We start from the raw sequence: 21,847 nt of genomic DNA, 5'->3' as shown, positions 1-21,847 counted from the left end.
CTGCTCGCGCCGGACCGCGCCGATCTGCGCTGTCCGTGCCTGCCCGCGTTGCTCGCGCCGATCTGCGCTGTCGGCGCCGATCGGCGCTGTCCGTGCCGGCCTCGCCCCTGACGGGCTCAGTCGACGTCCGCGCCGACCCGCGTCGACGGCGGGACGGTGACCTTGGCTGATGCCGTGACCTTGCCGGGCGCCTCGGCCGCGTGAGCGCCGGTGGGTGCGGGGGCGGACGCGGCGGCGTGAGCGCCAGTGGGTGCGCCGGTGGGTGCTTCGGCGGCGTGTGAGCCGACCGGGCCGCCGGCCACCGACTTCTCCGGCTCGGGCTCGTCCTGGTCGTCGGCCGACGAGCCGGCGGCGGCCAGGACCGCGGCGGCGGCGAGCTCGGCCACCCGCTTCGCCTCTTTCTGCACCTGGCGGCGGACGTCGGCCGCGTGCCGCTCGGCCGCCTCGCCCGCCTTCTTGGCGTCCTCGACCCGCTTGAGCTCGGCCTCGAGCTCCTTGCGGGCCTCGGCCAGGCTCTGGTGCACCTGGTCGGCCTCCTGGGCGCCGGCGCGGGCCCGCTCCTGCGCGGCCGCCAGTTCCCGCTCGGCCTCGGCCACCTTGGCCTTGGCCGTCTCGAGCTCGCGGCCGGCCTCAGCGATCTTCTCCTGCTGCCCGGCGATCTCGTTGCGGACGGCCGTGGCCTGCTCGTCGGAGCGGCGCAGCACCTCTTCCGCGTACTTGTCGGCCTCGCTGCGCAGGTCGGCGCACTGCTTCTCGACGGCCGCGCGCGTCTGGGTCAGCTCCTGCGCCACGGCCGCGCGCTTCTGGCCCAGCTCGTTGTCGAGCGCGGCCCGCTGCTCGGTGGCCTGGCGCTCGGCCGCCGCCCGCTGCGCGTTGATCTCCTGCTGGGTCTTGTCGCGCAGCGCCTTGATCTCCTGATCGGCCTGCATGCGGGTGGACTGGGCGTAGCCGTCGGCCTCGGTGCGCACGCGGTGGGCCTGCTGCGCCGTCTGCTCGGTGTGCTGCTGGGCCTCGGCCCGCGCCCGGGCCAGCGTGGTCTCGGCCTCGGCCCGCATCTGCTCGGCGCTCTGCCGGGCCGCGGCCAGCGCCTTTTCCGTGGCGGCGCGCTTGGCGGCGTCGGCCCGCTCCTCCTCGGCGCGGCGGGCGGCCAGCGCGATCTCGAAGTCACGGATGCCGTTGTGGGCGTGGGCCTCGGCCTCGGCCCGGACCCGCTCGGCCTCGGCCAGCCGGGCCGCGATGTCGTCGGTGGCGGACTGCTTGATCGCCTCGGCCTGCTCCTCGGCCAGCGCCAGGATCTGCTCGACCCGGGGGCCGAGGTGGCGGAACGAGGCCTCGGCGCCGATGCCGCCCTGGCGGCGCGCCTGCACCGCTTCCTGCTGGAGCCGCTCGATCTGGGCCGACATGGCCTGGATCTGCGTGTACGCCTGCTCGCGCTCGGCCGCCAGCGCGGCGATCTCGTTCTCGGCGCGGGCGACGTACCGCTCGACCTGCTTCTTCTCATAACCGCGGAGGGCGGTCTCGAAGCTGGGTTCGGTAGCCGCGTCAGAGCCGAGACCGAAGATTTCGCCGTGCGACATGCTGTCCATCCTCACATACGCATTGCTGGGCCTCGGGGGGATACACACCCACCTGGCCGGACTATGCGTCTAGTTGTGATTTGTCTGAGCCGACTGGCAAAGCAGACTACGCGCGAGAACGAGTGAGGCCGTACCGGAGCAACCCCGGTACGGCCCGTGTCGATCTTGAAGAAGTCGCCCACCGGCCGGCTACAACCGTTGCGCACCCGCGCAAGGCGCGCAACCGCTGAAGGCCTGGGAAAGGGCTGAGGACTCAGTTGGTCTTGGCCGGCTCCGGCTTGGTCTCGGCCTCGGCCGGCTCGGGCGTTTCCGCAGCTCGCTGGGCCGGAGCGGCCTCCTTGGCGGCGGCTGCGGCGGCCGCCACAGCGGCGGCCGGAGTAGCCGCGGGAGAGGCGGCCGCGGCCTCGGCCGGCTTGGCCGCGCCGACGCCCGGCACCAGGCCCGAGAGGCCCGAGAGCATCTGGCCGAGCTGGTTGGTGACCGCGTCTTTCTGGCGTGTCAGGTCCTCGACCTCGCGCTTGGCGGCCTGCGTGGTGAGTTCCGCCTCAGTACGGGCCTCGCTGAGCAGGCGCTGCGACTCGGCGCGGGCCTCGCTGACCGTTTTCTCCGACAGGGCGCGGGCCTTTTCGGTGGTCTCGGCGGCGTTGCGCTCGGACTCGACCCGGCGCTGCTCGGCGCGCTGCTCGATCTCCTTGGCCCGGTCCTCGGCGGCGCGGGCGCGCTCCTCGGCCTCGGACACCATCTTCTGGGTGGCGCTCACCTGGGCCGCGTGCCGCTGCGACTCCTCGCGCTCGGCCTTCTCGCGCCGTTCGGCGATCTCGAGCGCGAGCGCCTGGAGATCTTTGTCACGCTTGTCGCGCGCGTCGGTCAGCAGCTTGGTCGCCTCGGCCCGCTTCTCCTCGGCCTCGCGCGACGCCTTGGCCCGCAGCTGGGTGATCTCGCGCTCGGCGGTGGCGCGCAGCGACGCGACCTCACGCTCGACGGTCGACTTGAGCTCGGCCACCTCGTGCGCGGTGACCGTGCGCAGCTGCTTGGTCTCACGGTCGGCGTCGGAGCGCAGCGTGTCGGCCTCGCGGCGGGCCTGCACCCGGGCCTCGGCCGCCTCGCGCTCGGCGTGGGTGCGGACCTGGCCGGCCTCACGCTCGGCGGTCGCCTTCATCGCGGCCGCCTCGGCCCGCGCCTTGTCGGTGATCTCCCGAGCCTCGAGGCGCGCCGCGGAGAGGATGCCCTCGGACTCTCGCTTGGCCTCGCTACGGTGATCGTTCGCCTGCTCCTCGGCCAGCCGCAGGATCTGCTCGACCCGGGTGCCCAGCCCGGAGAGCGTCGGCCGATTGTTCTCTTCCAGCAGTTTGTTGCTGTCGGCGAGCTTCTGCTCGAGCGCGACCAGCCGTTGCTCGGCCTGGCGCAGACGGCGCTGCGCGTCGTTCATCCGCTGCTCGGCCTCGGCGCCGGCCTGCGTCGACTGATTGATGGCGGCGACCAGCCGGCCGAGGTGGGCGTCCACCTGCCCGCGGTCATAACCCCGCAGCACCACCGTGAAGTCGTGCTGAGAGTTCGCGCCGTCGAAGAATGCCAAGTTTTGATCCTGCTGCTGGGGCATTGGGCCATCCTGGCGAAGACACCCCGGCCACGCAAGAGCGGGCGGGCATCGGAAAGGACACGTTAGATCACCTTTGAGCTGCCCGAAACCCACCCGTTCGGTGTGGGTGTCGCTGCTCATCCGCGATGCGGGAGAGTGCCGTCCGTGTCCCTCCGATCCTGCCAGGCGGAGGCTCCGACGTCAGGATGATTCATCCGAAGGACTGACAGGCTGGACCAACTCCACCAAAACGCCTCCAGCGTCCTTCGGGTGAACGAAGTTGATCCGCGACCCGGCGGTGCCGCGTTTCGGGGTCTCGTACAGCAATCGCAGTCCTCGCGCCCGCAGGGCGGCCGAGGCCGCCTCGACGTCGGCCACCGTGTAAGCGAGCTGCTGGAGGCCGGGCCCGTTGCGGTCGAGGAACTTGGCGATCGCCGAGTCGGGCCGGGCCGGCGCCAGCAGCTGCAGCCGTGGGCCGCTGCCGTCACCCACGGCGAGCATGGCCTCCCGTACGCCCTGTTCCTCGTTCGTCTCCTCGTGCACACAGCGCAGGCCGAAGTTGCCGGCGTAGAAGGCCATTGCCGCGTCGAGATCGGCGACGGCGATGCCGACGTGGTCGATGCGGAGCAGGCCGATCTCGGGCGCTGTGAGATTGTCGGGCTCGGCGACAGTAGGTGGAAGAGATGTCATTCTATTAGTGTTGCCTGAACGCACGTTCAGTCGCCTTTCAAGATGGGAACAATGACGTGACCAGCTCGGTGATCGTGAGTGGAGCCCGGACGCCGATGGGGCGCCTGCTCGGCAACCTCAAGAGCGTATCGGCCACGGCCCTCGGCGGTGCCGCCATCGAAGCCGCCCTCCATCGCGGCGGCGTGCGCCCCGACCAGGTGCAGTACGTGATCATGGGGCAGGTGCTGCAGGCCGGCACCGGCCAGATCACCGCCCGGCAGGCCGCGGTGGCCGCCGGCATCCCGATGACCACTCCGGCCGTCACCGTCAACAAGGTGTGCCTGTCCGGCCTCGACGCGATCGCCCTGGCCGACCAGCTGATCCGGGCCGGCGAGTTCGACATCGTGGTGGCCGGCGGCATGGAATCGATGACCAACGCGCCCCACCTGCTGATGAACCAGCGTCAGGGCACCAAGTTCGGCGACGTTCTGGTGCGCGACCACACGGCGTACGACGGCCTGGTCGATCCCTGGGAGGGGATCTCGATGGGTGAGTCGACCGAGCGGAGCGGCGTCAAGCTCGGCATCACCCGCGCCGAGCAGGACGCCTTCGCCGCCCAGAGCCACCAGCGGGCGGCCGCCGCCCAGCGCGAGGGCCGCTTCGCCGAGGAGATCGTGCCGGTCAAGACCGGCCAGCGCGCCGACGACCCGATCGTCGAGACCGACGAGGGTGTACGCCCGGACGCCACCGCCGAGTCGCTGTCCCGGCTGCGCCCGGCCTTCGCCGCCGGCGGCACGATCACCGCGGGCAGCTCGTCGCCCATCTCCGACGGGGCCGCCGCGGTCGTGGTGATGAGCCGGGCCAAGGCCGAGGAGCTGGGCCTGAACTGGCTCGCCGAGATCACCGCGCACGGCAACGTGGCCGGCCCCGACAGCTCACTGCAGTCCCAGCCGGCCAACGCGATCAAGCACGCCCTGGACAAGGCCCACCTCACCGTCGACGATCTCTGTCTGATCGAGATGAACGAGGCCTTCGCCCAGGTGGTGATCCAGTCGATGCGCGAGCTCAAGGTCGACGACGAGATCGTGAACGTCAACGGCGGCGCGATCGCGCTCGGCCACCCGATCGGCATGTCCGGCGCCCGCCTGGTGCTCACCCTCGCCCTCGAGCTGCGCCGGCGCGGCGGCGGTTACGGCGCGGCCGGCCTCTGCGGCGGCGGTGGCCAGGGCGACGCGCTGATCATCAAGGTGGCGCCTTGAGCAGATCCCGTGACGTCCCCACGCTTGTCGAAAAGGCGCGCGCGGGGGACCCGCGGTCGGTGGCCCGGCTGATCAGCCTGGTCGAGAACGGCGATCCGGCGCTGCCCGAGGTGGCGGCGGCGCTGGCCCCGTACGCCGGTCATGCCCAGATCATCGGCCTGACCGGCTCACCGGGCGTCGGCAAGTCGACGACGACGAACGAGCTGGTGCGCGCCCTGCGCAAGGCGGGCCGCCGGGTCGGCGTGCTGGCGGTCGACCCGTCGAGCCCGTTCACCGGCGGCGCGATCCTCGGCGACCGGGTCCGCATGCAGGAGCACACGACCGATCCGGGCGTCTACATCCGCTCGATGTCCAGCCGCGGCCAGCTGGGCGGCCTCTCGGCCGCGACCCCGCAGGCCGTACGGGTCCTGGAAGGCGCCGGATGCGAGGTGATCCTGGTCGAGACGGTCGGCGTCGGCCAGGCCGAGGTGGAGATCGCCTCCCTCGCCGACACCACGCTGGTGCTGCTGGCCCCCGGCATGGGCGACGCGATCCAGGCGGTCAAGGCGGGCGTGCTCGAGATCGCCGACGTCTTCGTCATCAACAAGGCGGACCGCCCCGGCGCCGACGCCACTTACCGCGACATTCAGGGCATGCTGGGCCTCGGCGAGCGGGCCGCGGGGGAGTGGCGTCCCCAGGTGGTGAAGGCGACAGCGGTCAAGGCCGAGGGCGTCGACGACGTGCTCACGGCCATCGACAAGCATCGCGACTGGCTCGAGAAGACGGAGAATTTGCGGGTACGCCGTGAGCGCCGCGCCGCGGTCGAGGTCGAGGCGATCGCTCTGGGCACCCTGCGGGCCCGCATCGGCAGCTTGCGCGAGGGAACCGCGCTGACCACGCTGGCCGCGGCCGTGGCAGCCGGCGAACTTGATCCCTACGCCGCCGCCGATGAGCTGATCAAGGGCCTCTGAGCACTTACGGCAGATTTGCCGGAAACGGCACGCGCGGACGGCCCGGCGTCTCGCCCGTGCGCCCGATGCCGTCCCGATATTTCCGGCATACGCTGAATTGGTCAGCGCCGGAAAGGATAGCGGACATGATGAGTCACAGGGGCAGCATCCGGGGTGCAGCATGATTGCGCCGATCACCTTCCCCCGGGTCGCCGGAACCACTGCCACGTACCTGCACCCGCTCCTGCAGAGCGCCGCCCTGCAGCAGAGCGCCCGGGTGGCCGACACGCAGCCACGGGCCACCGCGCCCACCCAGGAGATGCCGGCGGTGCCGGCGGTCGCCCAGGTGGACCGTACGGCCGCCTACAGCGCCGGCCTGGCCCGCGACGCGGCCATGGCCGTGAACACGGTGAAGGCCACGGCCAAGGTCGCCCCCACGGTCGACGAGACCGACCCGGGCACCATGCTGGCCCGCCAGATGGTCATGGAACGCGCCTCGACCCAGGTGGGCGTCCTGCTCAGCCGCGCGGCCGGCGAGCGCCGGGTGGCCCTGATGAGCGGCGTCCCGGCTTCCCGCCTGGCCGACCTGAACACGACTACGTCCCGCCTCTACCACGCGTTGGACCTGACCGCGTAAACCGTCCCGGCCGGCGCCGGCTCCGCCCATCCCGCGCGGTGGGCGGGCCCGCCTGCGGGGTCCGGCGAGCGCCCTGCTGGTGGCCAGGCCCGCCATGTGGCCGACTGGTTGTGCCGCTCAGCCCGACTGTTTGGTTGCCGCGCTGGTTGTGTCGCTCAGTCCAGCGTGTCCGGTTGCCGGTCTGGTTGTGCCGCTCAGCCCGACTGTCCCGTCCCAGGCTGATTGTGTCGCCCGCCCGACTGTCCGGCCGCCGGGCTCGTCGTGTCGCCCAGCGGGTCTTTCTCTCACGCTCGTCGTGTCGCCCAGCGGGTCTTTCCCTTCACGCTCGTCGTGCCGCCCAGCGCGTCTCTCTCACGCTCGTCGTGCCGCCTTGGCTCTGCCAAGCCGTAGCACAAACGCGCCCAGTCGTGCGGTTTTCCACAGCGCGCTGGCTGTCCACAGGGGCCCCGCGCGAACGCGGCGATTTCCGGGAGAATGGCTGTCGGGCGGCTCCCCCTGGGGTGGGTGGGCACTGTGCGGCGGTGTGCGCTGTGCGGCGGTGTGCGCTGTGCGGCGGTGTGCGCTGTGCGGCGGTGTGCGCTGTGCGGCGGTGTGCGCTGTGCGGCGGTGCGCGCTGTGCGGCGGTGCGCGCTGTGCGGCGGTGCGCGCCGTACAACGGCGCATCCTGCCGGACGGCCATCGAGCGCAACGCCCACGCGCCGCCCCATCCGGCTCTGTGCGCCCCCGCTCAACTGCCAGGCGGGAACCGCTCCAACGTCTCCGCAATCAACTCGGCGCTCCATGTCAGTGAGCCCTCCGCCAAGTCCGCCACCACTCCGCGGAGCCATTTCACCTCCGCGTCGAGCATGGCTACCCGGTATTCGTCCTCGATCAGGAACAGCCGGGGCAGGCCCGCCGGCGCCTGTTCGCGGATCCCGGCCGCCTTCTCCGTCAGTGCCTTCACCCGCTTCTCCAGCAGTTCCCTGACTTGGGCCGGGGGCAGTACCGGCAGGAAGGCCAGCGCCGCCGGGAATTCCGGGAACTCGCGGGCGGGTGCCGGCAGCATGCCGGTCAGCCAGCGGCGCATGGTTGCCGTGCCCTCTTCGGTGATCTCGTAGATGGTGCGTTCGGGGCGGCCGGCTTCGCGTGCCGTGCCGCCGGGGCGGGCCAGGCCGTCGCGGACCAGGCGGTCGAGGGCCTGGTAGACGCTGTTGCGCTGGGCCACGTTGACCAGTTGGTCCTGGCCACGCTCCTTGATCATCTGCTGCATCCGGTAGGGGTGCATGGGCGCTTCCATGAGCAGCGCCAGCAGCACCATGCCCAGGGTGGACCGGCGCGGTTCGGAGGTGGCCACGTGATCAGCGTACGGGGTTGACTCCTCATAGTCATAGTATGCATAGTCAGAGTATGACTAATCGAATCGCAGTGATCGCCGGCGGCGGGATCGCCGGCACCGTGACCGCGCTCGCCCTGCAACGGGCCGGCTGGCAACCGCGCGTCTACGAGGCGTACGACCAGAGGGAGGGTGCCTGGCTCACCGTGGCCGTCAACGGCCTCGCGGCCCTCCGTGAGCTCGGCGAGGACCCGGCCGAGATCCTGGCCGCCGGCTTCCCCACGCCGCGGCTGACGATGAGCAACGCCAAGGGGCGGCGGCTGGCCGTGGTGCCGCTGGGTGGCCCCATGCCGGACGGCACCGTCACGACGACGATCAAGCGAACTGACCTGTACGCGGCGTTGCGGCGAGCCGCCGGGCGGCGCGGCATCCCGATCGAGCACGGCAAGCGGCTGACCGGCTTCACCGAGGAGCCCGACGGCGTGACCGTGACGTTCGCCGACGGTACGAACGTGCGTGGCGACCTCCTGGTCGGCGCCGACGGGCTCCGGTCGCGGACCCGGCAACTGCTCAATCCGGAGGGGCCGCGGCCGCGCTATCTCGGGCTGCTCAACGCCGGCGGGTTCACCGACCGGCCGGTCGAGGCGCCGCTGGACCGTACTCCCGGGATGATGCACATGGCCTTCGGCCGGCGGGCCTTCTTCGGCTGGGGTGTCGCTCCCGACGGCCGCGTGTGGTGGTTCGCCAATCCGGCCCGCAAGCGGCCGGTCGAGCCGGGCGAGTTCTCCCCCGAGCAGTGGCGGGCCTACTTGATCGAGCTGTTCGAGGGTGACGATCTGCCCGCCGCGGCGATCATCCGGGCCACCGACGTGGCGCTCGGGCCGTGGAACACCGACGACCTGCCCCGGGTGCCGGCGTGGCACAGCGAGCGGGTCGTGCTCGTCGGCGACGCCGCCCACGCCGTCTCGCCGTCCTCGGGTCAGGGCGCGTCGATGGCGATCGAGGACGCGGTGGCGCTGGGGCGGAGTGCTTCGCTGGCCGAATACGAGCGGCGCCGTCGTGCCCGGGTCGAGCGCGTGGTCGCGTACGGGAAGAGAAGTGGCAGTTCGAAGACCGCCGGGCCGATCGGGTCGATGATCCGGGACGCGATGTTCCCGCTGGTCATGAAGATGCTGTACCGCAAGGGCGATCCGCAGGCCTGGATCTTCGAGCGAAGAGAGCCTTAGGGATCGTTCAGGTTTGCCCCTAGGATGGTGCGCATGGACGCAGCCGACATCGAGGCCGGACGCGAGCGGTGGCAGCGCCGTTACGACGCCGCCCGCAAGCGCGACGCTGACTTCACCACCCTGTCCGGCGCCACGGTCGACCCCGTCTACGGGCCGCCGGCGGGCGCCGCCTATCCCGGGTTCGACCGCATCGGCTGGCCGGGCGAGTTCCCGTACACCCGGGGCCTCTATCCCACCGGCTATCGCGGGCGCACCTGGACGATCCGGCAGTTCGCCGGCTTCGGCAACGCGCAGCAGACCAACGAGCGTTACAAGATGATCCTCGCCGCCGGCGGGGGTGGCCTCAGCGTCGCCTTCGACATGCCGACGCTGATGGGCCGCGACTCCGACGACCCGCAGTCGCTCGGTGAGGTCGGGCACTGCGGGGTGGCGATCGACTCCGCGGCCGACATGGATGTGCTCTTCGACGGCATCGACCTCGAGAAGACGACCACCAGCATGACGATCTCCGGCCCGGCCGTGCCGATCTTCTGCATGTACCTGGTGGCCGCCGAACGTCAGGGCGCCGACATCCACAAGCTCGACGGCACGCTGCAGACCGACATCTTCAAGGAGTACATCGCTCAGAAGGAGTGGCTTTTCCAGCCCGAGCCGCACCTGCGCCTCATCGGCGACCTGATGGAGTACTGCGCCCGCGAGATCCCGAAGTACAAGCCGCTGTCGGTCAGCGGCTACCACATCCGTGAGGCCGGCTCGACCGCCGCCCAGGAGCTGGCGTACACGCTGGCCGACGGCTTCGGGTACGTCGAGCTCGGGCTCAGCCGCGGGCTCGACGTCGACCAGTTCGCGCCCGGGCTGAGCTTCTTCTTCGACGCGCACATCGACTTCTTCGAGGAGATCGCCAAGTTCCGCGCCGCCCGCCGCATCTGGGCGCGGCACCTGCGCGACGACTACGGCGCGACCAGCGAAAAGGCGCTGTGGCTGAAGTTCCACACGCAGACGGCCGGCGTCTCCCTGACGGCACAACAACCGGTCAACAACGTCGTCCGTACGGCGGTGGAGGCGCTCGCCGCGGTCCTGGGCGGCACCAACTCGCTGCACACCAACGCGCTCGACGAGACCTTGGCGCTGCCCACCGACGAGTCGGCCGAGATCGCGCTGCGTACGCAACAGGTCCTCATGGAGGAGACCGGCGTGATCAACGTGGCCGATCCGCTCGGCGGCTCCTGGTATCTCGAGGAGCTGACCGACCGCATCGAGGCGGAGGCCGAGGAGATCTTCACCCGCATCCGCGATCTCGGTCACGACGGCAGCATCACGGCCGGCATCCTGCGCGGTATCGAGGACGGCTGGTTCACCGCCAACATCGCCGAGGCGGCGTTCGTCTACCAGCAGGCGCTGGAGAAGAACGAGAAGCGGATCGTCGGCGTCAACGCCCACACCGGCACGGTGGCCAAGGAGCTGGAGATCCTGCGGGTCTCCCACGAGGTCGAGGTGGTGCAGAAACGGGAGCTGGGGGCCAGGAAGGCCGGGCGTGATCCGGTACGCGTGAAGGACGCCCTCGACCGCATGCTGGCCGCGGCCCGCAGCGGGGACAACATGATCCCGGCCATGCTCGACGCGGCGCGAGCCGAGGCCAGCCTCGGGGAGATCTGCGACGCGCTCAAACAGGAGTGGGGCATCTACCGCGAGCCGGCCCGGTTCTGAAGACCTTCCAGGAGTACGCCGAGGTAGCGCTCCGCCGCGTCGTCGCCACCGGCGCGGACGGCGTGCTGCACACCGCACATCAGCCGGCGCAGGTCGTCGCCGGTGATGTCGGGCCGGACCGCGCCCGCGGCCCGGGCCCGGGCGAGCACGGTGCCGAACGCCTCGAACAGTTCGGCGCTGAGCTCCCGGGTCTCGGTGCAGGCGAAGTCGCTTTTCTGCATGACGGCGGCCAGCGCGGGATCGGCCAGCATCAGCCGGAGCCCGGCGCGCATGATCCGGGCGAAGCCGGTCGCCGGGTCGGTGTCGCGCTCGGCGGCGCGGGCGTCGGACACCAGCGCCGCGAAGCTGTCGGCGGCGAGCGCCTCGAGCAGCACCTGATGGCTCTCGAAGTGCCGGTACGCGGTGCCGACGCCCACGCCGGCCTCTTTGGCGATGGCGTTCATCGGCAGGGTGACGTCGCCGTTGCGCAGCCGCTCGCGGGCGACCGAGAGCATCAATTCGCGCACCCGGGCCGAGTCGGCCCGAAGCTTCTCGGGATTCAGCGACGGCATACTAAAAGGATAACTCATCCGTTATGCTGTGACGTCCGATATCAGGCCCGCCGCGGCGCGGCGGAGCGCCTTGTCAGCGTGCGAGACTAGGTAACCATGAGCGACCCACGGACCACTCCGTCGATCTTCACCCGCGGCGCGGTCGATCTCAGCGCGCTGCGCGCGCCCTCTCCGGCGCCGAGCCGCCCCGCTGCCCCCGCCGACACCCAGGCAGACGCGCACGGCGGACCGCCTCCCGGCGCCATCCCGGGCGGGCTGCCCGGCGGTGCCGGCCCCGAGACGATCATCGACGTCACCGAGGCCAACTTCCAGTCGGCCGTCCTCGAGCGTTCGCTCGCGACGCCGGTCATCCTCGACTTCTGGGCCGACTGGTGCGAGCCCTGCAAGCAGCTGTCCCCGATCCTGGAGCGGCTCGCCCAGGCCGGCGGCGGCTCGTGGGTGCTCGGCAAGGTCGATGTGGACGCCAACCCGCGCCTCGCTCAGGCGCTGCGCGTGCAGGGCATCCCGATGGTGGTCGCGGTGGTCGGCGGCCAGCTCGTCGAGGGCTTCACCGGCGTGCTTCCCGAGTCCCAGGTCAAGCAGTACGTGGACGCGGTGCTCAAGGCCGGCGGCGTAGCCGTGCAGCAGGCCGAGGACCCGCGGCTCGACGCGGCCGACGACGCCCTGATGACCGGCGACCTCGACGAGGCCGAGGCGGCGTACCGGAAAATCCTGGCCGAGTCCCCGCAGGACGCCGCCGCCGAGTCCGGTCTGGCCCAGGTCGAGCTCTACCGCCGCATCCAGGGCGCCGACCCGGCGGCCGCGCTGGCCAAGGCCGACGAGTCCCCCGACGACGTCGACGCCCAGCGCCTGGCGGCCGACATCGAGGTGCTCAGCGGCCAGGCCGACAAGGCCTACGCGCGCCTGGTCGCCCTGGTCAAGCGCACGGCGGGCGACGACCGGGACGCCGTACGCAAGCACCTGCTCTCGCTGTTCAGCGTGGCCGGTCCCGACGATCCCGCGGTGGCCGGCGCCCGGCGCGCCCTGGCCAGCGCCCTCTTCTAGGCAGGGGAGCCGCTCCGTGCGCCGCATCGCTGTCCTCGACGCACCGTCCAATCTCGGTCTGCGCCCGCCGACCGAGACGTCGGTGCCGGGCTGCGCCAAGGCGCCCGGAGCGCTCCGCGACAAGGGCCTGATCACCAAGCTGGCCGCCCGCGACGCGGGCTGCCTGACCCCGCCGAGGTACGACCCGGGCGACTGGCGCCCGGGCGACGGCGTGGCCCACGCGCAACAGATAGCGGCGTACTCCCGGGCCCTGGCCGACCGCATCGGCGCGATCCTCGACGCCGGCGAGTTCCCGGTGGTCCTGGGCGGCGACTGCTCCATCCTGCTCGGCTCGGGCGTGGCGATGCACCGCCTGGGCGAGGCCGTCGGCGGCCGCATAGGCCTGGTCTTCGTGGACGGCCATTCCGACTTCCGCCACCCCGGGAACGCTTCCTACGTGGGTGCCGCCGCCGGCGAGGACCTGGCCCTGGTGACCGGCCGGGGCCAGGCCGACCTGGCCGCGATAGAGAGCCGCCGCCCGTACTTCCGCGACGTGGACGTGGTGGTCCTGGGCATCCGTGCCCAGGACGAATACCGCCTGGACCTTCAGGCCGCCGGCATAGTGACCCGTCCGGTGACGGCCCTGCGGGCCGAGGGTGCGGCCCGGAGCGCCCAGTGGGCCCGAGACCAGCTGGTCGACTGCGCCGGTTACTGGGTCCACGTGGACGTCGACGTCCTGGATCCGGCCGTGATGCCGGCCGTGGACGCCCCTTCCCCCGGCGGCATCGCGTTCCCCGAGCTGGAGATCCTGCTGTCCGGCCTGGTCGAGTCCCCGCACTGCCTGGGCGTCGAGATCACCGTCTTCGACCCCGACTACGACCCCGACGGCCGCTACGCCTCGGAGATCACCAACGCCGTGGTGTCGGGCCTCGAGGTCGCCCACAACGTGACCCCGCGCCCCGATCTGGTCGCCGCCCGGGCCGACATCGACAGCACGACCGCCTCCATCGAGTGGGAGCACCGCCGAGCGAGGGCCGCCGCCGACAGCGTGACGCTGGCCGCCGCCGGCATGTCGGCCGGCCCGGATGACGCCCTGGACGAGTCCGCGGTCCCGGCCACGACGATCCTGGCCGTGGCGGAGGGCGCCGAGACACCGCCCCTGCCTCGCGATCCCGATCAGGAGACCCCGGACGAGGCTCCGGAGGACGACGATCGGGAAGCGGGCGACGACGAGCCGGCCGAGCCCGCCAACCCCGAGCCCACTGATATCGCGGATCGGGACGGCCCGGTCGAGTTCGCCGAATTGTCCGATGTCGCCGACCCCGTTGATCAGGACGCCCCGCCCGAGACCTCTGATAGTGCCGATCTCATCGAGGTCTCCGGAGGCGACGGAGACGACGGCCCCGCCGATGAGGCCGAGCGCGCCGATTCCGAGGCCGCGGCGGACGTCGAGGCGGAACCTGACCTCGAACCTGAGTTCGACGCCGAGCCCGAGTTCGAGGCCGAGCCGGCGGCCGCGGCGCGGCTGGTGCCGAGGCCGCTGGGGCAGGCGCCGTTGCTGGACTCCGATCCGCTGCCCGCGACCCGGCCCGGCATGCTGCGCCCGCGAATCAGCGAGGAGCCGGCGCCGGACAACTTCTCCCTGCCGGCCCAGCGGCCGGCGTTCGAAGTCGGCCTCGGCCCCGGTCAGGGCACGCCGGCCGACATCGCCTGACTACTTCGCCAGCGCTCGCAGGAAGCGGTCCACCGCGGGGACCGCTGCTTCCGAGCCGGCGCCGCCCTTCTGGACCATCACGGCGAAGGCCACGTCGCCCTGATATCCGATGAACCACGAGTGGGTGTCCTCGGTGGTCTCGGCGAACTCGGCGGTTCCCGTCTTTCCCTGTACCGGGCCTCCCGGGGCCGACTTCAAAGCCGTTGCGGTGCCGGCCGTCACCACCTCGCGCATCATCTGGCGCAGCGGGGTCACCGCCGCCTCGTCCAGCTTCGGGCCGTCGGCGGCGGGGGCCGCGGGGGCCGGGTCCACCACCAGCCTCGGCTGCTTGAACTGGCCCCGGGCGATCGCCGCGGTGGCGCCGGCCATGGCTACCGGGCTCACCGCGGTGGCGCCCTGGCCGAACGTGGCGGCGGCCAGTTCGGTCGGGGTGGCGGCGGGGGAGACCTTGCCGCTGAACGCGTCCACTCCCAGGTCCCACTTGGCACCCAGGCCGAGGTCGCTCGCCGCCTTTTGCAAGCCCTCGGCGGTCAGTTTCGGGGCGAGAGCCACGAACGCCGTGTTGCACGATTTCGCGAAGTCGACGTGGAACGGGACGTTGCCCAGGACCTCGCCGTCGGCGTTCTTGAACTCCCGGCCGGCCACCGTCGCCTTCGCCGGGCACGCCACCGTCGTGTCGGCCGTCACCGCCTTGCGCTGCAACAACCCGTACGCGGAAACGGCCTTGAAGGTCGACCCGGGTGGGACCTGACCGGTGAGGGCCGTGTCGACCGTGCCGCCGTCGGGGCCGTTGGCCACGGCCAGGACGGAGCCGTCGCTGATTTTGACGGCGACCAGGGAGCTCGGCTGTTTGATCGAGGCCAGGGCCTGGTCGGCCGCCAGTTGGGTCTTCACGTCGATCGTCGTCTTGATCGGTTTGCCGGCCACCGGCTTCGACGTGAAGATCTCGGTGTCCTTGGGGGTGTCGTCGGCCTCGGAGGTCGGGCGGGCGACGACCACCGACAGGCCCGGTGTGCCGCGCAGCGTCGTGTCGTACTTCTCTTGCAGGCCGCCGTGGCCGACTATGTCGCCCTGGCTGATGGTCTTCGGGTTCTCGTCGATGTCGTCGCGGGTCGCCTGGTCGGCCGTGCCGAGCAGAGCGCGGGCGAAGGCCCTGGTCGGGGCCAGGTCGCGGGTCGCCTCCTGGAACTGGGTGCCCTTCAGCGGGCGGACCTGGTTGCGGATCTTGAGATAGTCGGGGCGGCGGAGGGTGACCACGTCGACGAAGGCGCCCGGGTCGGAGGCCTTCACCCGGGTCGCCAAGTCGGCCATGTCCACCGTCACGCCGACCTTGGCCAGCGCGGTGGCCAGGTCTTTCTGCAGCTTCGGGAGGTCGGCGATGTTCTGCGGGACGACGCCGATGGTCACCACCTCGCGGGCCGTGACGATGGGCTGTCCGGCCGCGTCGAGGATGCTGGCCCGGGTCGAGGGGAGGCGCCGGAGCCGGACCTTGTCGCCGGCGACCAGGTCGCTCTGGACCAGCGCGGGCTCCCAGACCACCGACCAGCCGTCGGTGTTCTTCTTGGTGAGACGGACGGTGCTCTCGTACGACCAGGTGACGTCGCCCGGCAGCTGCCACTCGAGTTTGATCGGGTGGGTCGCGTCGTCGCCGGTGGTCTTCGCCTCGCCGGTCTTGGTGACCGTCATCTTGGCGTTCACCAGCTCGCCGGTGAGTTCCTTGAGCTGGGCCTGCACGTCGGCCGAGGCGAGCTTGCCGCCGGCCGCGCTGACGAAGCCGACCTTGCTCAGGTCGTTGCCGCGCCAGCCGCTCAGGAAGTCGTCGAGCGTGTCGTCCGGGCCGTCCTTGGAGCATCCGGCGAGCAGGCCGGTGGCCAGAGTCAGCGTGGCGACCGTGGCGGCGAACCTGCGCATGGCATCACCTTTCGCGGGGTATTAGGACGGACCAGACGTGACGGTAGTCAACCGATGCCCGTCCCGTTGACCCGAGTCCGGTGACAAAGGTCAAAATCGCCGCCGATCGGACCGTTCACACCGCGAGTGTGATCGCCGCCTCCGGCGCGTTCTAGGCTGTCGTCGACATGTTCGAGCCCACAGTGTGGTGGGTGAGGGGAGCGCCAGACCATGGCTGTCGCCGATGAGGCCGCAACCGAGACCGAAGCCGATCTGGACTATGCCGCCGGACCGGGGCTGGCCCTGACGGGGCGCCTCGGCGCCTCCGCCGAGGAGGGCGAGCTCGACGAGCCGCTGCCCAACGGGGAGCGGTTGGTGGCCCAGGCCGTCGAGGTAGCGGGCCGCGATCACGCAACTGCCCAGCTCGTGGGCCGCTTCTGGCGGTTCGCGCCCGACGAGGAGCTGGTCGGGTTCACGCCGCGGGAGATGTACGACGCCGCGGTCGCCCATCGCGAGCTCGCCCGCACCAGGTTGCCGGGCGAGCTGAAACTGGCCATCACGCCGCCGTCCGGGTCGCAGTGCCACACGGTCGTGCAGATCGTCACCGACGACATGCCGTTCCTGGTCGACTCGGTGATCGCGTTGCTGTCGGCCCACCAGTTGCAGGTGCACCTGCTGGTGCACCCGTTGATCGTGGTGCGGCGCGAGCCGCTCGGCGCGCTGGCCGAGCTGGCGGCCGACGTCGAGCCGGACGACGCGATCGAGGGTGACCTGGTCGAGAGCTGGATCCGCATCGAGATCGACCCGATCCGTTCCGAGGACACCCGGGAGCAGCTGCTCAACGAGGTCCGCCGGGTGCTGACCGACGTGCGCGACGCGGTCGAGGACTGGCCCCGGATGCGCCAGCGGGCCATAGTGATCGCCGACGAGCTGGCCACCGCTCGCGGCTCCGAGCGCAAGCTGCCGGTGCCGGACAAGGACGTCACCGACTCCATCGAGCTGCTCAAGTGGCTGGCCCACGACCATTTCACGTTCCTGGGCTACCGGGAGTACCGGCTCGACGGTGACGTGCTCGGCGCCGTGCCCGGCACGGGGCTGGGCATCCTGCGCGGCGACAGCAAGCCCCGCAAGCTGTCGTCGATGACCCCCGAGGCGTACAAGAGGGCCCTGGAGAAAAGGCTCCTGGTCATCACCAAGGCCAATTCGCGGGCCACGGTGCACCGCTCGGCCTACCTCGACTACATCAGCTTCAAGATGTTCGGGCCGGACGGCGAGGTGATCGGTGAGCGGCGCTTCCTGGGCCTGTTCAGCTCCTCGGCGTACCGGACCAGCGTCCGTGAGTTGCCGGTCGTCAAGCGCAAGGTCATGGAGGTGCTCGACCGCTCGGGCCTGTCGCCGCGCGGGCACTCCGGCAAGGACCTGCTGCAGATCCTCGAGACCTACCCCCGCGACGAGCTTTTCCAGATCAAGACCGATGACCTGTACGAGGCGGTGATCGGTGTCCTGCGGATGGCCGGCCGCCGCCAGCTGCGCCTGTTCCTGCGGCGCGACGGCTACGGCCGGTTCATCTCGTGCCTCGTCTACATGCCGCGCGACCGGTTCACCACCGGCAACCGCCTGCACATGCAGGAGATCCTGCTCCGCGAGCTGAACGGCGTGGGTCTCGACTACACGACCCGGGTCACCGAGCGGATGCTGGCCCGGGTGCACTTCATCGTGCGTACGGACCCGGCCGACCCGCCGGGCAAGGTCGACCCGAACGCGCTGGCCGAGATGCTGGCCGACGCCACCCGCATGTGGGACGACGACTTCTCCCTGGTGCTCGAGCGCAAGCTCGGCGAGGAGGCGGCCCGCGACCTGTTCGGCCGCTACTCGACGGCGTACCCCGACAGTTACAAGGACGGCCACACGCCGTACGAGGGCATGCAGGACCTGGCCAAACTCGAGCTCCTCGAGGAGGAGGGCCAGCTCGAGATGCACCTGTACCGCAAGCGGCGGCCGGGCCGGACGGGCGAGCCCGAGCCGGACGAGCACGACGTGCGGTTCAAGGTCTACCGGTACGGCGAGCCGATGCTGCTGTCGGCGGTGCTGCCGGTGCTGCACTCGCTCGGCGTGCAGGTGGTCGACGAGCGGCCGTACGAGATCCGGCGCAGCGACGGCACCATCTACCTGTACGACTTCGGGTTGCGGCCGCCGGCCGCGCACCGCGAGCTGGCCGAGGTCCGCCCGCAGGTGGAGAACGCGTTCGCGGCCGCCTGGCGGGGCGAGGCCGAGGTCGACGGCTTCAACGAGCTGGTGCTGCGGGCCGGGCTCACCTGGCGTCAGGTGGTGGTGCTGCGGGCGTACGCCAAATATCAGCGCCAGACCGGCAGCGTCTTCTCCCAGCGCTACCTCGAGTCGACCTTCATCGCCTACCCGGAGATCGCCCGCCTGCTGGTGCGCCTGTTCGAGACGCGGTTCTCGCCGGGGCTGGAGGCCGGCGAGGAGCAGCGGTCGCATCTGGCCGGCGAGCTGGTCGACCGGATCACCGGGCTGCTCGACGACGTGGACAGCCTCGACCAGGACCGGATCCTGCGCTCGTACCTGACGCTGATCCAGGCCACGCTGCGGACCAGTTTCTTCCAGCGCGGCGCCGACGGGCGGCCGAAGTCGTACGTGGCGTTCAAGCTCGACCCGCAGGCCATCCCCGACCTGCCCCAGCCGCGCCCGAAGTACGAGATCTTCGTGTACTCGCCGCGCTTCGAGGGCGTCCACCTGCGGTTCGGCGCGGTGGCCCGCGGTGGGCTGCGCTGGTCGGACCGGCGCGAGGATTTCCGTACGGAGATTCTGGGCCTGGTCAAGGCGCAGATGGTGAAGAACGCGGTGATCGTGCCGGTCGGCGCCAAGGGCGGCTTCGTGCTCAAGCAGAAGCCGGGCGACCGGGACGAGGCGGTGGAGTGCTACAAGCGCTTCATCACGGCCCTGCTCGACGTCACCGACAACATCCACAGTGGCAAGATCGTGCCGCCGCGGGACGTGGTCCGGCACGACGGCGACGACCCGTACCTGGTGGTCGCGGCCGACAAGGGCACGGCCACGTTCTCGGACATCGCCAACGAGATCTCCGTGGGCAAGGACTTCTGGATGGGCGACGCCTTCGCGAGCGGTGGCTCGGCCGGCTACGACCACAAGAAGATGGGCATCACGGCGCGGGGCGCGTGGGAATCGGTCAAGAAGCACTTCCGCGACCTCGGCCTTGACACCCAGACCCAGGACTTCACAGTGGTCGGCGTGGGCGACATGAGCGGCGACGTCTTCGGCAACGGGATGCTGCTCTCGTCGCACATCAAGCTCGTGGCCGCCTTCGACCACCGGCACATCTTCCTGGACCCCGCTCCCGATCCGGCCGCGTCGTTCGCCGAGCGCCGGCGGCTCTTCGACCTGCCGCGCTCCTCGTGGGACGATTACGACAAGTCGCTTATTTCGCAGGGCGGTGGGGTCTATCCCCGTACGGCGAAATCGATCCCTGTCTCGCCGGAAGTGCGCGCCGCCCTCGATCTGGGCGACGCCACGGCGATCAGCCCGGTCGAGCTCATGCGGGCCATCCTGCGCGCGCCGGTCGACCTGTTGTGGAACGGCGGCATCGGCACGTACGTCAAGTCGTCCGCCGAGACGCACGCGGACGTCGGCGACAAGGGCAACGACGCCATCCGCGTCAACGGCGGCCAGCTGCGCTGCCGGGTCGTGGGCGAGGGCGGCAACCTGGGCCTGACCCAGCGCGGGCGCATCGAGTTCGCCCGCACCGGCGGCCGCATCTACACCGACTTCATCGACAACACGGCCGGTGTGGACTGCTCCGACCACGAGGTCAACATCAAGATCCTGCTGGGCGGCGCGGTCACCGACGGCGAGTTGTCCCTGCCCGAGCGGGACGAGCTGCTGGCCACCATGACCGACGAGGTCGCGGCGCTGGTGCTGCGCGACAACTACGAGCAGGCGCAGGCCCTGGGCAACGCCCGCTCCCAGGCGCACTCGCTGCTGCCGGTGCACCGGCGCATGCTGACCTGGCTGGAGGAGAGCGGGCAGCTCAACCGCGAGCTCGAAGCCCTGCCGACCGACGCCGAGCTGGCCACCCGCTACGAGAACGGCGAGGGGCTGACGGCGCCCGAGTTCGCGGTCCTTCTGGCGTACGTCAAGATCGCCGCGGAGCGGGAGGTCCTGGCCGACGAGCTGGTCGACGAGCCGTGGACGGCCTCCGTCCTGTCCGGATACTTCCCGACGCCGCTGCGCGAGCGGTTCGCCACTCGGATGGCCGGCCACCGGCTGCGCCGCGAGATCATCACGACGGTCCTGGTCAACGAGGTGGTCAACCGCGGCGGTACGTCGTTCATCTTCCGCGCCATGGAAGAGAGCGGCGCCTCGGCGGCCGACGTCATCCGGGCGTACGTGGTCATCCGCGACACGTACGGGCTGGCCGGCATCTGGGCCGAAGCCGAGGCCCTGGACAACAAGGTGCCGACGCCGGCCCAGACACTGGTCTTCCTGGAGTCGCGGCGGCTGCTCGACCGGGCCGTCCGCTGGCTGGTGAGCACCCGGCGCTCGCCGATCGACGTGGCCGGCGAGGTGGCGCGGCTGCGGCACGGCGTACAGGACCTCATGCCGAGAATGTCGGCGGTGCTCAAGGGCAACGAACGTCTCTCGATGGACGAGCACATCGGCTGGCTGGTCGACAAGGGCGTGCCGATGGAGCTGGCCGAGCGGGTGACGCTGGTCAACTACGGTTTCGGCCTGCTCGACATCCTGGAGACGGGCGTGGCCACCGGCCGCGACGCGGACGAGGTGGCCCCGGTCTACTTCGCCCTGTCCGAGCGCTTCCACATCGACCAGCTGCTGTCGCACATCTCCAAGCTCCCGCGCGGCGACCGCTGGCAGACGCTGGCCCGCATGGCGTTGCGGTACGACCTGTACGCGGCGCTGGCCGCCCTGACAGCCGAGGTCCTGCAGTCGACACCGGCGGACGCCTCGGCCGACGACCGCGTCTCCGAATGGGAACGCGTCAATGCCGCCTCCATCGCCCGGGCCGCCAACGCCATGGGCAACGTGGGCGACACCCCGGCCGAGCTGGCCGCCCTGTCGGTGCTGCTGCGCCAGATCCGAACCCTGGTCAAGACCTCGTCAGCGGCTTGACGGTCCGGGTCACGTGATGGTGTAGGAGGCCGGCCGCCCGGTCGGCCTCCCGCGCCAGAACGGCCTCCTCCAGCGCCAGATGCTCGGCGGCGGCGTCCCGGGCCGGCCCCTTGACGGCCGACCAGCGCCGGGCCAGCTCGCTGTCGGTCCAGAGCCGGTCGAAGGTGCCCATCAGCACGTCGTTGCCGCACGCCTCGAGCAGCGTGCGATGAAAAAGCCGATGGGCCTCGGACCAGCCATCGGGATCCTGCTCGTACGGCGTGGCCCGCGCCAGCCGATGATGCGCGGCCCGCACACGGGCCTCCCACTCGAGGTCACCGCGCTCGATGGCCATCCGCAGCATGGCCGGTTCGACGGTGGCCCGCGCCTCGGCGATCTGCTGCCACCGCTCGTCACCGGTGTCCGGCACGGCGAAGCCCCGGTTGGGCAGCCGGTCGGCCAGTCCTTCACCGACCAGGCGCAGCAGGGTCTCGCGGGCGACGGCCAGGCTGACCACATGCTGGGTGGCCAGTTCCTGCGGCTTCAGGGGCTGCCGCGGGGCGAAGTCGCCGTGCAGGATGGCCGCCCGCAGCGCCAGGTACATCCGTTCCGAGGGGGTCACAAGGATC

The 21,847-nt window shown here is 71.1% G+C and carries 14 protein-coding genes and 1 pseudogene; 8 read left to right on the top strand and 7 right to left on the bottom strand.

What is annotated here, in order from left to right; translation table 11 throughout:
• Nucleotides 1–116: 116 nt before the first annotated feature.
• The 3 genes from AB0C26_RS06525 to mce all read right to left on the bottom strand — a co-directional run bounded on the left by AB0C26_RS06525 (nucleotide 117) and on the right by mce (nucleotide 3,846).
• Nucleotides 117–1,577 (bottom strand): Laminin subunit beta-1, encoded by a 1,461-nt coding sequence (locus AB0C26_RS06525; protein ID WP_360242457.1) that lies wholly within the window; start codon nucleotides 1,575–1,577, stop codon nucleotides 117–119.
• A gap of 253 nt (nucleotides 1,578–1,830) precedes the next feature.
• Complete coding sequence (locus AB0C26_RS06520; protein ID WP_360242454.1) at nucleotides 1,831–3,177, bottom strand: DivIVA domain-containing protein; 1,347 nt, start codon at nucleotides 3,175–3,177, stop codon at nucleotides 1,831–1,833.
• A 180-nt stretch (nucleotides 3,178–3,357) separates the two neighbouring features.
• A complete protein-coding gene (gene mce, locus AB0C26_RS06515) occupies nucleotides 3,358–3,846 on the bottom strand; it encodes a methylmalonyl-CoA epimerase (RefSeq protein WP_360242451.1) in 489 nt (162 codons plus the stop codon).
• A 56-nt stretch (nucleotides 3,847–3,902) separates the two neighbouring features.
• Between mce and AB0C26_RS06510 the strand changes: the two genes are divergently transcribed.
• The 3 genes from AB0C26_RS06510 (at nucleotide 3,903) to AB0C26_RS06500 (ending at nucleotide 6,650) form a co-directional block, all read left to right on the top strand.
• Nucleotides 3,903–5,084, top strand: coding sequence for an acetyl-CoA C-acetyltransferase (locus AB0C26_RS06510; protein ID WP_360242448.1), 1,182 nt, complete (start codon nucleotides 3,903–3,905; stop codon nucleotides 5,082–5,084).
• Nucleotides 5,081–6,034 carry a methylmalonyl Co-A mutase-associated GTPase MeaB gene (meaB, locus tag AB0C26_RS06505; RefSeq protein WP_360242445.1) on the top strand — a complete coding sequence of 318 codons (954 nt, stop codon included), beginning with the start codon at nucleotides 5,081–5,083 and terminating at the stop codon, nucleotides 6,032–6,034. The genes AB0C26_RS06510 and meaB overlap by 4 nt, the downstream gene beginning before the upstream one ends.
• A 160-nt stretch (nucleotides 6,035–6,194) precedes the next feature.
• Entirely contained in the window at nucleotides 6,195–6,650 is a 456-nt protein-coding gene (locus tag AB0C26_RS06500) for a hypothetical protein (RefSeq protein WP_360242442.1), read from the top strand.
• A gap of 727 nt (nucleotides 6,651–7,377) precedes the next feature.
• Here the strand turns inward: AB0C26_RS06500 and AB0C26_RS06495 are convergent.
• On the bottom strand, nucleotides 7,378–7,983 hold the full coding sequence (locus tag AB0C26_RS06495) for a PadR family transcriptional regulator (protein WP_360242439.1): 606 nt from the start codon (nucleotides 7,981–7,983) through the stop codon (nucleotides 7,378–7,380).
• A 53-nt stretch (nucleotides 7,984–8,036) separates the two neighbouring features.
• Here AB0C26_RS06495 and AB0C26_RS06490 point away from each other — a divergent pair, with 53 nt between their 5' ends.
• Entirely contained in the window at nucleotides 8,037–9,188 is a 1,152-nt protein-coding gene (locus AB0C26_RS06490; RefSeq protein ID WP_360242436.1) for an FAD-dependent monooxygenase, read from the top strand.
• Nucleotides 9,189–9,221: 33 nt separating this feature from the next.
• On the top strand, nucleotides 9,222–10,895 hold the full coding sequence (locus AB0C26_RS06485) for a methylmalonyl-CoA mutase family protein (protein ID WP_360242433.1): 1,674 nt from the start codon (nucleotides 9,222–9,224) through the stop codon (nucleotides 10,893–10,895).
• Here the strand turns inward: AB0C26_RS06485 and AB0C26_RS06480 are convergent.
• On the bottom strand, nucleotides 10,871–11,446 hold the full coding sequence (locus tag AB0C26_RS06480) for a helix-turn-helix domain-containing protein (protein ID WP_360242430.1): 576 nt from the start codon (nucleotides 11,444–11,446) through the stop codon (nucleotides 10,871–10,873). The two genes, AB0C26_RS06485 and AB0C26_RS06480, sit on opposite strands and share 25 nt — an antisense overlap.
• A gap of 96 nt (nucleotides 11,447–11,542) precedes the next feature.
• On the opposite strand from AB0C26_RS06480, the gene AB0C26_RS06475 reads away from it, so the two are divergent.
• The gene (locus AB0C26_RS06475) at nucleotides 11,543–12,490 is read left to right on the top strand and encodes a tetratricopeptide repeat protein (protein ID WP_360242427.1); all 948 of its coding nucleotides are present in this window, start codon (nucleotides 11,543–11,545) and stop codon (nucleotides 12,488–12,490) included.
• 16 nt (nucleotides 12,491–12,506) lie between these two features.
• Nucleotides 12,507–13,619, top strand: a pseudogene (locus AB0C26_RS06470) (arginase family protein); the annotation flags it as partial.
• A 564-nt stretch (nucleotides 13,620–14,183) separates the two neighbouring features.
• Here AB0C26_RS06470 and AB0C26_RS06465 read toward each other — a convergent pair.
• The gene (locus AB0C26_RS06465) at nucleotides 14,184–16,094 is read right to left on the bottom strand and encodes a penicillin-binding transpeptidase domain-containing protein (protein WP_360242425.1); all 1,911 of its coding nucleotides are present in this window, start codon (nucleotides 16,092–16,094) and stop codon (nucleotides 14,184–14,186) included.
• A gap of 210 nt (nucleotides 16,095–16,304) precedes the next feature.
• On the opposite strand from AB0C26_RS06465, the gene AB0C26_RS06460 reads away from it, so the two are divergent.
• Nucleotides 16,305–21,239 carry an NAD-glutamate dehydrogenase gene (locus AB0C26_RS06460; protein ID WP_360242422.1) on the top strand — a complete coding sequence of 1,645 codons (4,935 nt, stop codon included), beginning with the start codon at nucleotides 16,305–16,307 and terminating at the stop codon, nucleotides 21,237–21,239.
• Here AB0C26_RS06460 and AB0C26_RS06455 read toward each other — a convergent pair.
• Nucleotides 21,217–21,840, bottom strand: coding sequence for a GntR family transcriptional regulator (locus AB0C26_RS06455; protein WP_360242419.1), 624 nt, complete (start codon nucleotides 21,838–21,840; stop codon nucleotides 21,217–21,219). The two genes, AB0C26_RS06460 and AB0C26_RS06455, sit on opposite strands and share 23 nt — an antisense overlap.
• Nucleotides 21,841–21,847: the final 7 nt, after the last annotated feature.

Source organism: Actinoplanes sp. NPDC048796, from assembly GCF_040650035.1.
GTDB lineage: Bacteria > Actinomycetota > Actinomycetes > Mycobacteriales > Micromonosporaceae > Actinoplanes.
This window is presented reverse-complemented; position numbering and strand designations above follow the sequence as displayed.

Coding starts and splice junctions, on each gene's coding strand:
- AB0C26_RS06525 (WP_360242457.1), bottom strand. CDS start 1,577: ATGTCGCACGGCGAAATCTTCGGTCTCGGCTCTGACGCGGCTACCGAA.
- AB0C26_RS06520 (WP_360242454.1), bottom strand. CDS start 3,177: ATGCCCCAGCAGCAGGATCAAAACTTGGCATTCTTCGACGGCGCGAAC.
- mce (WP_360242451.1), bottom strand. CDS start 3,846: ATGACATCTCTTCCACCTACTGTCGCCGAGCCCGACAATCTCACAGCG.
- AB0C26_RS06500 (WP_360242442.1), top strand. CDS start 6,195: ATGATTGCGCCGATCACCTTCCCCCGGGTCGCCGGAACCACTGCCACG.
- AB0C26_RS06490 (WP_360242436.1), top strand. CDS start 8,037: ATGACTAATCGAATCGCAGTGATCGCCGGCGGCGGGATCGCCGGCACC.
- AB0C26_RS06485 (WP_360242433.1), top strand. CDS start 9,222: ATGGACGCAGCCGACATCGAGGCCGGACGCGAGCGGTGGCAGCGCCGT.
- AB0C26_RS06480 (WP_360242430.1), bottom strand. CDS start 11,446: ATGCCGTCGCTGAATCCCGAGAAGCTTCGGGCCGACTCGGCCCGGGTG.
- AB0C26_RS06475 (WP_360242427.1), top strand. CDS start 11,543: ATGAGCGACCCACGGACCACTCCGTCGATCTTCACCCGCGGCGCGGTC.
- AB0C26_RS06465 (WP_360242425.1), bottom strand. CDS start 16,094: ATGCGCAGGTTCGCCGCCACGGTCGCCACGCTGACTCTGGCCACCGGC.
- AB0C26_RS06460 (WP_360242422.1), top strand. CDS start 16,305: ATGGCTGTCGCCGATGAGGCCGCAACCGAGACCGAAGCCGATCTGGAC.